The following is a 10992-nucleotide window of genomic DNA, read 5'->3' as shown; positions in this document are numbered from 1 at the left end:
GGCCCAAGCCGCCGTTGCCACCGTTGCCACCGGAGCCGCCGACACCCGCGGTGGATTGCCCGCCGACACCGCCGGCGCCGCCCTTACCGGCCCTGGCGCCAAAGAACCCGTCGAGGCCGCCGGCCCCGCCGTTGCCGCCGGCGGTGCCCACCGGGGCCTTACCGCCGTTGCCGCCGGCGCCGGCTGCGCCGCCCGCGCCGGCCACATAACTGCCTGTTCCGCCGTTACCGCCGTTACCGGCGATGCCCGCCGTGGTCGTTCCGTCACCGGCGTTGCCACCGTTGCCACCGATGCCGCCGGGCTCCGAGCCCCACAGGCCGCCGTCGCCGCCGTTACCGCCGTTACCGCCGTTACCGCCGATGGCCCCACCGGAGTACCCGTTTCCGCCGTTGCCGCCGGAATGGGTGGTACCGGTGAGGTCACCGCCGTAAAGGGTGGGGAATCTGGCCTCCTGGCCGCCGTTGCCGCCGTCGCCGCCATTGGGATTCATGGCCGATCCGTTGCCGCCGTTTCCGCCCTTACCGGCGTTTCCGGCCAGGGAGATACCGAAGAATCCGGCGCTGCCGCCGTTGCCGCCGGCGCCACCGTTGGCACCGTTGCCGCCGCTACCCGCCGCACCTGCGAACAGGTTGCCCGCGATATCGGTTCCGCCGAGGAAGCCGCTGTTGCCGCCGTTGCCACCGTAGTTGTCCTCACCCAGGATGCCGAAGTCCACGGCGCTGCCGCCGTTTCCGCCGCGGCCGTAGAGGTAGGCGTTTCCGCCGCTGCCGCCGTCGTAGCCGTTTCCGCCGTTGCCGAACAACAGGCCGGCGTTACCGCCGTTGCACGGTGTGCCCGCCGAGCAGTTCGGGCCGCCGACATCGTCGGCGGTGAAGCTGAACCCGTCGCCGATGAGAATGCCGGCGTTCGGGTGCTCGGCAGTGCCGTTGCCGACGAAGAAGCTGAGGAAATCGTCTCCGACGCTGGCGGCCGCAACCTTGCTCGCCGACTTGGACGCCACAATGCCGGGCAACTCATCGGCCGCGCACAGGGCACGGGTGAGATCGCACTGTGCCGAGGCTAATTTCACCGCAGGGCTGGTCGGCAGGGTGGTGTGACCGGCCGCCATGAACAGCCCGGCCCCGATCATCGCCGCCCCGGCAACGTTGCCGGTTACCAGGGGCAGGAGAGTGCGGACGGGTGATTTGCGGGGTCTGGCCACGGTTGGGTCCCTTCGCTGAGGCCGGTTCGGTTGTGGAAATGATCTCGTCGAATGCAACGTCATGCTCATTGCCTCGGGTTTGCTTGATGTTAACGAAAAGCTGAAGTTAAGGTGAACGCAGTCTGAAAGTAACCTGAGTGCCGCAGTGTGGTTGTGGAGCGTTCGGCTGGGAGAGCTCTCAACTCCAGAGTGTCACGTGAACCTTCGGCCGGAATCGGGTCACGCCGACTCCGGTGCCGCGGACCATCGCCTGGGTGCAGCGTGGTGTGGTGATGAAGTTCATCAACTCGGTGACCACCGGTTGGCATGCCGCTGCTGGCAGTGCGGAGGCGCACCACTCACCGCCGGCCTGTAGGTCGGTGTGCTTGATCTGCACCAGTCGGCCAGCCGCCAGATCCTTGGCGACCGTGAAACCGATGGCCGGCGCAACACCGGGTACCCGCTGTACCTCGTCGACGGCCGCGGCATCGCTCTGGAAGATCCGCTGTCGAATTTCCGGGATCGCCAAACTCCTTAGCAATCGGGCGATTTCGCCGTCGACGCTGGCGGCGGAGGGCCCCAGCATCCAATGCTGCTCCCGCAGCATCGCGGGAGTGACCGGTGCGGTGATGAGCGGACTGCTGGGCGCCGCGACGGCGATGATCTGATACTTCAGGAACGGACGCAGCACCAGGGTGCCGTCCGGGTCGGAGGCAGGCGGACCCAGTGCTATGTCGACCGCCCGGGACTCGATCAGATCGCGGAAACGGCCGGTGGGATGGACACTCAGCTCCACCGAAAGATCGTCGGCCCGGGATGAGAACAGGTCGATCACCCCCGGTGCGGCATGTTCGGCGAACGCGCTCGATGCGGCGATGCGCAGCATCCGCCGGCCGCGCGCCGCTTCGGTCACCTCGATGGCGGTCTGTTGCTGCAGACCGAGGATCTCTACTGACCGGCTGGCCAGTCGCAGGCCGCCGGGGGTGAAGGACAACCCGTTGACCGTCCGGGTGAACAGCGGATCGGCGAGTTCCTTACGCAACTGGGCGATGTGCATCGAAATGCCGGCGTCCGACATACCCAGTTCAGTGGCCGCCGCATGTACCGAACCGAGCCGAACCACCGCGGAGTAGGCCCGAAGCTGCGCCGGGGTCACCGGATGCGCCTACGTTTGATGATGTGCAGGACGTTCTCGCCGAGCTGCTCGGCATCTGGCGCAGCGGCGCCACCGCCGGCGTCGGCACGGTGGTGCGCACCTTCCGGTCGGCACCACGGCAGCCGGGTGCCGCGATGGTCGTCGCCCCCGATGGCACGGTCAGCGGGTCGGTATCCGGCGGCTGCGTGGAGGGAGCGGTATACGAGTCGGCGACCGAGGTGGCCGAGTCCGGGATTGCTCGGCTGGAGCGTTACGGCGTCAGCGACGATGACGCGTTCACAGTCGGTCTGACCTGCGGTGGCATCCTCGACATCTTCGTGGAACCGTTGTCCGGCAACACCTTTCCGCAATTTGAGACCGTCGTCGCCGATATCGTGGCGCACCGGCCGGTGGCGGTCGCTACCGTGATCGGCCATACCGAGCCGGGCTGGGTCGGCCGGCGGCTGATCGTGCGGGCCGACACGACCGAGGGCACGCTGGGATCTGACCGGGCCGATACCGCAGTCGCCGATGATGCGCGCGGACTGCTCGCCGCCGGCCGCAGCGAGGTCCTCGGATACGGGCCCGATGGTCAGCGCCGCGGCGAGGGTATGGAGGTGTTCGTCGCCAGCCACGCCCCGCCACCCCGGATGCTGGTGTTCGGCGCCATCGACTTCGCCGCCGCGGTCGCCCAGCAGGGTGCGTTCCTCGGCTACCGGGTCACCGTCTGCGACGCGCGCCCGGTCTTCGCGACGAGTGCGCGCTTTCCCAACGCCGACGAGGTCGTCGTGGAATGGCCGCACCGCTATCTCGCGGCGCAGGCCGAAGCCGGCGCGCTCGACCGGCGGACGGTGATCTGCGTTCTCACCCATGACCCCAAGTTCGACGTTCCACTGCTGGAGGTGGCACTGCGACTCGACGTCGGCTATGTCGGCGCGATGGGATCGCGGCGCACCCATGACGACCGGATGGCCAGGTTGCGCGAGGCCGGATTGACCGATGACGAACTGGCGAGAATGGCGAGTCCGATCGGCTTGGATCTCGGGGCGCGGACCCCGGAGGAGACGGCGGTGTCGATCGCGGCGGAAATCATCGCCCGGCAGTGGGGCGGCGGCGGGAGCCCCCTGACCGTGACCGGCGGCCGCATTCACCACGACAACGAGGGTAACGCGGCTCTGCCACCGGAGTTAAGTGATCGCTTAACTCGCCCTTGACCCTCGGGTCGGCGCGGGCCACTATTTAGTTCCCCGCGACTTCTGTGAGGTCAGTCACATGCAGGTTCCTAATCCTTTCGAATACGAGCGCGCCACCAGCGTCGACCACGCGGTCGGACTCTTGGACCGGCTGGGTGAGGGCGCGTTCATCGTCGCGGGCGGGCACAGCCTGCTGCCGATGATGAAACTCCGGATCGCCAACCCCGAGTACCTGATCGATATCAACGATCTGCACGACGAACTCGGATACGTCACCGTGGAGCCGTCGCAGGTGCGCCTGGGTGCCATGGCCCGTCATGCTGAAGTGCTCGCCTCCGAGGCCCTGGCGCGAGTGTGCGGGATCTTCGCCGACGCCGAACTGGTGATCGCCGACCCGGTGGTGCGCAACCGCGGCACCGTGGGCGGCTCGCTGTGCCAGGCCGACCCGGCCGAGGATCTGTCGACAGTGTGCGAGGTGCTCGACGCGACGGTCGTGGTTCGCGGGCCCAAGGGCCAGCGTGAAATCGGCATCGACGAGTTCCACGTCGGGGCGTACGAGACCTCACGTGACCACAACGAGATGCTCATCGAGGTGCGGATCCCCATGCGGCCGCACTCCGGGAGTGCCTATGCGAAGGTCGAACGGCGGGTCGGTGACTGGGCGGTGGCCGCCGCGGGCGCCGCAGTGACCCTGGACGGCGACCGAATCGTCGCCGGGCGGGTCGGGCTGACCGCCGTCAACGCCGACCACGAGGGCCTCGCGGCCGTCCGCGAGGCGTTGGCCGGCGCGCCCGCGACCGAGGAGACCTATGCCGAGGCCGGTCGGCTGGCCGCATTGGCATGCGAGCCGGTCACCGATCAGCGTGGCACCGCCGAGTACAAGCGCCACCTGGCGTCCGAACTGACCATCCGAACCCTGCGCACCGCCGTCGAGCGTGCCCGGGCCAACGCCTAACCCGAAAGACAACTGATGCATATCACGATGACAGTCAACGGCGAGCAGGTCAGCGCCGACGTCGAACCCCGCATGCTGCTGGTGCATTTCCTCCGGGATCAGTTGCGGCTCACCGGAACCCACTGGGGTTGCGACACGTCCAACTGCGGCACCTGCGTGGTGTCGATCGACGGTAAGCCGGTCAAGTCGTGCACCACCCTGGCCGCGATGGTGTCGGGGCATGAGGTCACTACCGTCGAGGGCCTGGCAGTCGACGGCAAACTCGACCCGATTCAGGAGGGGTTCATGCAGTGCCACGGCCTGCAGTGCGGTTTCTGCACGCCGGGGATGATGATCACCGCCCGCGCACTGCTCGACGAAAATCCGGATCCCTCCGAAGATGAGATCCGCGAAGCGATTTCAGGGCAGATCTGCCGCTGTACCGGCTACACCACCATCGTCCGCTCCATCCAGTGGGCCGCCAAGCACGCAAACGAAGAGGTCCAGGCATGACCACAGTCGAGTCCCGCCCGCAGACCTCCGAGAACGACACCGCAGACAACGACCAGAAGCCGTGCGGCTACGGACGCATGCTCCGCAAGGAGGACCCGCGGTTCATCCGCGGCCGCGGCACCTACGTCGACGATGTGCAACTGCCCGGCATGCTGCACCTGGCCATCCTTCGTTCGCCCTACGCGCACGCCACGATCAACAGCATCGACGTCAGTGCCGCACTGGCGCATCCGAAGGTCAAGGCTGTCATCACCGGCGCCGACCTGGCCGAAAAGGGCCTCGCCTGGATGCCCACCCTGTCGAATGACGTCCAAGCAGTGCTGGCCACCGACAAGGTGCGCTTCCAGGGCCAGGAGGTGGCCTTCGTCGTCGCCGAGGACCGCTACTCCGCGCGAGATGCGTTGGAGCTCATCGACGTCGACTACGAGCCGCTGGTCCCGGTCGTCGACGTCCGCACCGCGCTCGATCCCGACGCTCCGGTGATCCGCACCGACCTGGAGGGCAAGAAGGACAACCACTGCTTCGACTGGGAGACCGGCGATGCCGCCGCTACCGACGCGGTGTTCGCCAGGGCCGATGTCGTCGTCAAGCAGGAAATCATCTACCCGCGTGTGCATCCGGCGCCCATGGAGACCTGCGGCGCGGTTGCCGATCTCGATCCGGTCAGCGGCAAGCTGACTCTGTGGTCGACCACCCAGGCGCCGCACGCACACCGCACCCTGTACGCGTTGGTCGCCGGACTGCCCGAGCACAAGATCCGGATCATCGCGCCCGATATCGGCGGCGGCTTCGGCAACAAGGTTCCGATCTACCCCGGTTACGTCTGCGCCATCGTCGCCTCACTGGTGCTCGGCAAGCCGGTGAAGTGGATGGAGGACCGCAGCGAGAACCTGACGTCCACCGGGTTCGCCCGCGACTACATCATGGTCGGCGAGATCGCCGCCACCTCCGAGGGCAAAATCCTCGCGATCCGGTCCACCGTGCTGGCCGATCACGGCGCCTTCAACGGCGTCGCATCGCCGGTGAAGTATCCGGCCGGCTTCTTCGGGGTGTTCACCGGCAGCTATGACATCGAGGCCGCCTACTGCAATATGACCGCGGTCTTCACCAATAAAGCACCCGGCGGGGTGGCTTACGCCTGCTCGTTCCGCATCACCGAGGCCGTGTACTTCGTTGAGCGCCTGGTGGACTGCCTGGCCTTCGAGATGAAGATGGATCCGGCCACGCTGCGCCTGAAGAACCTGTTGCGCCCGGAGCAGTTCCCGTACGAGAGCAAGACCGGCTGGACCTACGACTCAGGCGACTACGAGACCACCATGCGCCTGGCCATGGACATGATCGGTTATGACGAGCTGCGGGCCGAACAAGCTGAAAAGCGGACCCGCGGCGAGCTCATGGGCATCGGGATCTCGTTCTTCACCGAGGCGGTCGGCGCCGGCCCGCGTAAGGATATGGACATCCTCGGCCTCGGCATGGCCGACGGTTGCGAGTTGCGTATCCACCCGACGGGCAAAGCGGTGGTTCGGCTTTCGGTGCAGACGCAGGGCCAGGGACACGAGACCACCTTCGCGCAGATCATCGCCGAGGAACTCGGCATCCCGCCCGAGGACATCGACGTGGTCCACGGTGACACCGACCAGACACCGTTCGGACTGGGCACCTACGGCAGCCGATCCACACCGGTCTCCGGTGCGGCGGCGGCGTTGGTAGCCCGCAAGATTCGCGACAAGGCCAAGATCATCGCCTCCGGCATGCTGGAGGCATCGGTGGCCGACCTCGAGTGGGAGAAGGGCAAGTTCCACATCAAGGGAGACCCGTCGGCTTCGGTGACCATCCAGGACATCGCGATGCGGGCGCACGGCGCAGCTGATCTGCCCGAAGGTCTCGAGGGAGGGCTGGATGCCGAGGTCTGCTACAACCCGGACAACCTGACCTACCCCTACGGCTGCTACATCTGCGTGGTCGATGTCGACCCGGGCACCGCCGTGGTGAAGGTGCGCCGGTTCCTTGCGGTCGATGACTGCGGAACCCGGATCAACCCGATGATCATCGAGGGTCAGGTGCACGGCGGCCTGGTCGACGGCATCGGCATGGCTCTGATGGAGATGATCGCCTTCGACGAGGAGGGTAACTGCCTCGGCGGTTCGCTGATGGACTACCTCATCCCGACCGCACTGGAAGTGCCGCACCTGGAGACCGGGCATACCGTCACGCCGTCGCCGCACCATCCGATCGGCGCCAAGGGCGTCGGCGAATCTGCAACCGTCGGATCCCCGCCCGCGGTGGTCAATGCGGTGGTGGATGCCTTGGCGCCCTTCAATGTTCGGCACGCAGATATGCCGCTGACTCCGTCCCGGGTGTGGGAGGCCATGCAGGGTCGAGCCACCCCGCCGATCTAGCGGGCGGGCCGACATCACACAAGTCATGGACATCGCCGAACGCGCCCGACAGCTGCGGAACGAGCGCAAGCCGTTCGTCCACGCGACGGTCGTGCGCGCTCAGCACCCGACCTCCGCACAGGCGGGGGATCAGGCGATATTGCTCTCCGACGGCTCCATCGAGGGGTTCGTGGGCGGGCAGTGCGCGCGGGATTCGGTGCGCAAGGCGGCGATGGGTGCGCTGCAGGCCGGTGAGAGCGTGCTCCTGCGGGTGCTGCCGGACGGGGACGTTCATTTTCCGGACGCACCTGGGGCGTGCGTGGTGGTGAACCCGTGTCTATCCGGAGGAGCGTTGGAAATCTTTCTGGCACCGCAGATTCCGGCCCCGCTTGTGCGGATCGTGGGGGAGACCCCTGTCGCCGAGGCGTTGGCCCAGGTTTGTGAGGTGCTGGGGTACGAGGTGCGCCGGGATGACAGCGGTTTCGACGGTACGACGGCAGTCGTGATCGCCACCCACGGCGGTCCGGAGGCCGAGACGGTTCGTGCGGCCCTCGATGCCGGCGTCGGCTACATCGGCCTGGTTGCCAGCGCGGTGCGCGGCGCCTCGGTGGTCGACACGCTGGAACTCAGCTGTTGTGAGCGAGGCCGGGTGCACACCCCCGTCGGACTCCCGATCGGAGCCAAGACCCCGGCCGAGATCGCCGTTTCAATTGCAGCCGAGATGATCTCGGGTATCCGCAGCGGTGGGTTGACGGTTCCGGAACCATCGGCCGCAGCGGTGGACCTGCAGTCGGCCGCGCCCGCGACTGACGGACCGACGGCGGTGGACCCGGTGTGCGGGATGACGGTCACGATCGCCAACGGCACACCCCAGCTCCAGGTTGACGGGCAGGACTACTGGTTCTGCTGTCCCGGCTGCCGCACGCGATTCGCCGCGCAGGCGGGCTCATGACGCCGACGCGGGTCACCGGCGTAGTCCTGGCGGCGGGCTCATCCCGACGGCTGGGTCAGCCCAAACAGCTCCTGCCGTATCGGGATTCGACGCTGCTGGGGGAGACGCTGCGAATGGCCCGCGGCTGCGGCTTCGACCAGATGATTGTCACTCTCGGCGGCTCCGCTGATGAGGTCAGGCAGACGGTGCCACTGGACGGATTGCAGACCGTTGAGGTCGACGATCCCGGATCCGGATGCTCCGGGTCGCTGCGGGTGGCGGTCGGTCAGGTCGAGGACGACAGCGCCGGGATCGTGCTGCTGCTCGGCGATCAGCCCGGGGTTGCGGCGGAGTCGATTCACCGCTTGATCGGTGAAGGGTCGGACCATCAGATCGCGGTATGCCGCTATGACGACAGCATCGGCCACCCATTCTGGTTGAGCCGCAACATGTTCGACGAGATCAGCCTGCTGCACGGAGACAAAGGAGTCTGGAAACTCATCGAGAGTGGCCGGTTCGATGTGGCGGAGATCCGGGTTGCCGGGCCCGTACCGCCAGATGTCGACACCTGGGACGACTATGAGCGACTGCTAGCGGTGTCGCAGTGACATTCGATGGAATTCCTGATGTCATCCGCCGGTTCGACGAACAGGGCTACCTGCTCGACGAGGGCACCGCATCCGCTTTCTATCTGGCCGCCGCACTCAACCGGCCGCTGCTGCTGGAAGGCGAGCCGGGTGTCGGTAAGACCACGGCCGCCAAAGCGCTTGCCGCAGTGCTGGGCACACCACTGATCCGGTTGCAGTGCTACGAGGGCCTCAGTGCCGCCGAAGCGCTCTACGACTGGAACTACCAGCGCCAGCTGCTGAGCATCCGGCTGGCGGAGGCACGTGGTGCCAGCATCGAGGAGTCCGACCTCTACAGCGAGAATTACCTCGTCGACCGCCCGATCATGGCCTGTGTGCGGCATGTTGGCGATACGCCACCGGTGTTACTGATCGACGAGATCGACCGCGCCGACGACGAGTTCGAAGCATTGCTGCTGGAGTTCCTCGGCGAGTCATCGGTGACCGTTCCCGAACTCGGAACCTTTGTGGCGCATCGACCGCCGCTGACCGTGCTGACCTCCAACCGCAGCCGGGACCTGCATGACGCCCTGCGGCGACGCTGCCTTTACCACTGGATCGACTACCCTGAGCCGACCCGGGCAGCGGCCATTGTCCGGCGCAGTGTGCCCGGTGCGACTGCGGCGCTGATCGAGCACGCCACCCAATTCGTCGGCCGGACACGCAATCTTGATCTCGACAAGCCGCCGGGGGTCGCTGAGACCATCGACTGGGTCGCGGCACTGGTGACGCTAGGAGTGGGAAACCTGGTCGATCCCGCTGCCCAGGCCGGGCTGAGCACCCTGGCCAAGACACCCGATGACAGCGCAGAACTGTGTGAAGCGTTCACTACGTACCGCAACGAAATAACTGAGGAGATCAGATGATCATCGCCAACGAGTTCACCGTGAGCGCGCCCATCGACAAGGCCTGGGCGCTGCTGACCGACCTCGAGGAGGTGGCGCCGCTGATGCCGGGTGCGCAGCTCGTCGGGCGCGAAGGCGACGAGTTCCTGGGCAAGGTCAAACTCAAGGTGGGCCCGGTCAACAGCGAGTTCAACGGCAAGGCGCACTTCATCGAACGTGACGAGACTCAGCACAAGGCGCTGATCGACGCCCGGGGCAAGGAATCGCGCGGAACCGGTAACGCCGCAGCCGTCGTCACCCTGCAGTTGCACGAGGCCGGCGATCGCACCCGCGTCACCGTCGACACCGACCTGAAAGTCGTCGGAAAGCTCGCCCAGTTCGGCAGCGGCATGCTGCAGCAGGTGTCGGAGAAGCTCCTCGGCCAGTTCGTCGATGCTCTGGAGGTAAAGCTCGCCGGCGGGCCGGCACCGGTGGCCGCTGCGCCCACAGCTGATGCCGCCGCTGCGCCGGCTGCGGCGTCCGCTGCGGCACCGAAGTTCACCCCCACCGCCGAGTCCGAGCCGATCGATTTGCTGGAGCTCGCCGGCGGTACCTCCATCCAGAAGTACGCGGGACTGGGAGTTGCGGCGGTCGCGCTGCTGCTGGTGTTGATGATCCTCCGCCGGCGGCATCACACCGAGGCATGATCGCGCCGGTGCTGCTGCGCGGGGTCGATCTGGCCGCGTTCGCCGCAGCGCTGACCCATCGGCTACGTAAAGCCGGCGTAGTCGTATCGGCCAGTGGCCCCGGATCGTTCGTCGGCGCAATGCGTGAGTTGGTACCCAGCTCACGATCGCAGCTGTACTGGGCCGGGCGGCTGACCCTGGTGAACCGGGCCGAAGATCTACCGGCTTACGACGCGGTGTTCGACGCGGTGTTCGCCGACGCGATTCTTCCGGTGGATCCGGTGGCCCGCGCCGCCCTGCAGGGCTTGTCCGCCAGTTCGGTGCCGGCCACCGGTCAGCGCAGCGACGGCGGCCCGCAGGCAGAAGGTCTGCCCTGGGCAACGAGGCCGCCGTCACTGCGGGCCGCGTCGGCCGATGACGACGATGCCGCCGCCATCCCGGATGTGCTGCCGAGCCGGATCCTCGCGCGAGCGGAGGAACCGTTCGAGAAGTTCGACGACGCAGATCTTCGATTGATCGGGATGTGGCTGGAGCAGAGTCTGGCCCGTTGGCCGATGCGGCGCACCTTGCGCGCGACACCGGATCGCAACGG

At 67.0% G+C, this 10992-nt stretch carries 9 protein-coding genes and 2 pseudogenes; 9 read left to right on the top strand and 2 right to left on the bottom strand.

Features of this window, described 5'->3' with window-relative positions:
• Together ACR2JI_RS14560 and ACR2JI_RS14555 are read right to left on the bottom strand one after the other, a co-directional pair.
• Window positions 1-1201, bottom strand: a pseudogene (locus ACR2JI_RS14560) (hypothetical protein); the annotation flags it as partial.
• A gap of 178 nt (window positions 1202-1379) precedes the next feature.
• Window positions 1380-2336 (bottom strand): LysR family transcriptional regulator, encoded by a 957-nt coding sequence (locus ACR2JI_RS14555; RefSeq protein ID WP_526391154.1) that lies wholly within the window; start codon window positions 2334-2336, stop codon window positions 1380-1382.
• Window positions 2337-2359: 23 nt separating this feature from the next.
• Between ACR2JI_RS14555 and ACR2JI_RS14550 the strand changes: the two genes are divergently transcribed.
• The 9 genes and pseudogenes from ACR2JI_RS14550 to ACR2JI_RS14510 form a co-directional block, all read left to right on the top strand.
• Window positions 2360-3529 carry an XdhC family protein gene (locus ACR2JI_RS14550; RefSeq protein WP_526391152.1) on the top strand — a complete coding sequence of 390 codons (1170 nt, stop codon included), beginning with the start codon at window positions 2360-2362 and terminating at the stop codon, window positions 3527-3529.
• A gap of 58 nt (window positions 3530-3587) precedes the next feature.
• Window positions 3588-4463 (top strand): FAD binding domain-containing protein, encoded by an 876-nt coding sequence (locus tag ACR2JI_RS14545; RefSeq protein WP_526391150.1) that lies wholly within the window; start codon window positions 3588-3590, stop codon window positions 4461-4463.
• A gap of 15 nt (window positions 4464-4478) precedes the next feature.
• Window positions 4479-4955 carry a (2Fe-2S)-binding protein gene (locus ACR2JI_RS14540; protein WP_526391148.1) on the top strand — a complete coding sequence of 159 codons (477 nt, stop codon included), beginning with the start codon at window positions 4479-4481 and terminating at the stop codon, window positions 4953-4955.
• Window positions 4952-7354 carry an aerobic carbon-monoxide dehydrogenase large subunit gene (locus ACR2JI_RS14535; protein ID WP_526391146.1) on the top strand — a complete coding sequence of 801 codons (2403 nt, stop codon included), beginning with the start codon at window positions 4952-4954 and terminating at the stop codon, window positions 7352-7354. Before ACR2JI_RS14540 ends, ACR2JI_RS14535 begins: the two co-directional genes overlap by 4 nt.
• Before the next feature lie 25 nt (window positions 7355-7379).
• Window positions 7380-8285: an XdhC family protein gene (locus ACR2JI_RS14530; RefSeq protein WP_526391144.1), complete on the top strand. Its 906-nt coding sequence runs from the start codon at window positions 7380-7382 to the stop codon at window positions 8283-8285.
• A complete protein-coding gene (locus ACR2JI_RS14525) occupies window positions 8282-8872 on the top strand; it encodes a nucleotidyltransferase family protein (protein WP_526391142.1) in 591 nt (196 codons plus the stop codon). The genes ACR2JI_RS14530 and ACR2JI_RS14525 overlap by 4 nt, the downstream gene beginning before the upstream one ends.
• Window positions 8869-9756, top strand: a complete 888-nt coding sequence (locus ACR2JI_RS14520; RefSeq protein WP_526391140.1) for an AAA family ATPase — start codon at window positions 8869-8871, stop codon at window positions 9754-9756. Before ACR2JI_RS14525 ends, ACR2JI_RS14520 begins: the two co-directional genes overlap by 4 nt.
• Complete coding sequence (locus ACR2JI_RS14515) at window positions 9753-10421, top strand: SRPBCC family protein (RefSeq protein ID WP_526391138.1); 669 nt, start codon at window positions 9753-9755, stop codon at window positions 10419-10421. Before ACR2JI_RS14520 ends, ACR2JI_RS14515 begins: the two co-directional genes overlap by 4 nt.
• A pseudogene (locus tag ACR2JI_RS14510) lies at window positions 10418-10992 on the top strand (VWA containing CoxE family protein); the annotation flags it as partial. The gene ACR2JI_RS14515 and the pseudogene ACR2JI_RS14510, both read left to right, overlap by 4 nt.

This window comes from Mycobacterium sp., from assembly GCF_051006775.1.
Lineage (GTDB): Bacteria > Actinomycetota > Actinomycetes > Mycobacteriales > Mycobacteriaceae > Mycobacterium.
The sequence above is the reverse complement of the archived record's forward strand: the minus strand, read 5'-3'. Positions and strand labels throughout refer to the sequence as shown.

Excerpts from the sequence above, each read along its gene's own strand:
- ACR2JI_RS14545 (WP_526391150.1), top strand. The coding sequence starts at position 3,588 with ATGCAGGTTCCTAATCCTTTCGAATACGAGCGCGCCACCAGCGTCGAC.
- ACR2JI_RS14525 (WP_526391142.1), top strand. The coding sequence starts at position 8,282 with ATGACGCCGACGCGGGTCACCGGCGTAGTCCTGGCGGCGGGCTCATCC.
- ACR2JI_RS14535 (WP_526391146.1), top strand. The coding sequence starts at position 4,952 with ATGACCACAGTCGAGTCCCGCCCGCAGACCTCCGAGAACGACACCGCA.
- ACR2JI_RS14530 (WP_526391144.1), top strand. The coding sequence starts at position 7,380 with ATGGACATCGCCGAACGCGCCCGACAGCTGCGGAACGAGCGCAAGCCG.
- ACR2JI_RS14540 (WP_526391148.1), top strand. The coding sequence starts at position 4,479 with ATGCATATCACGATGACAGTCAACGGCGAGCAGGTCAGCGCCGACGTC.
- ACR2JI_RS14515 (WP_526391138.1), top strand. The coding sequence starts at position 9,753 with ATGATCATCGCCAACGAGTTCACCGTGAGCGCGCCCATCGACAAGGCC.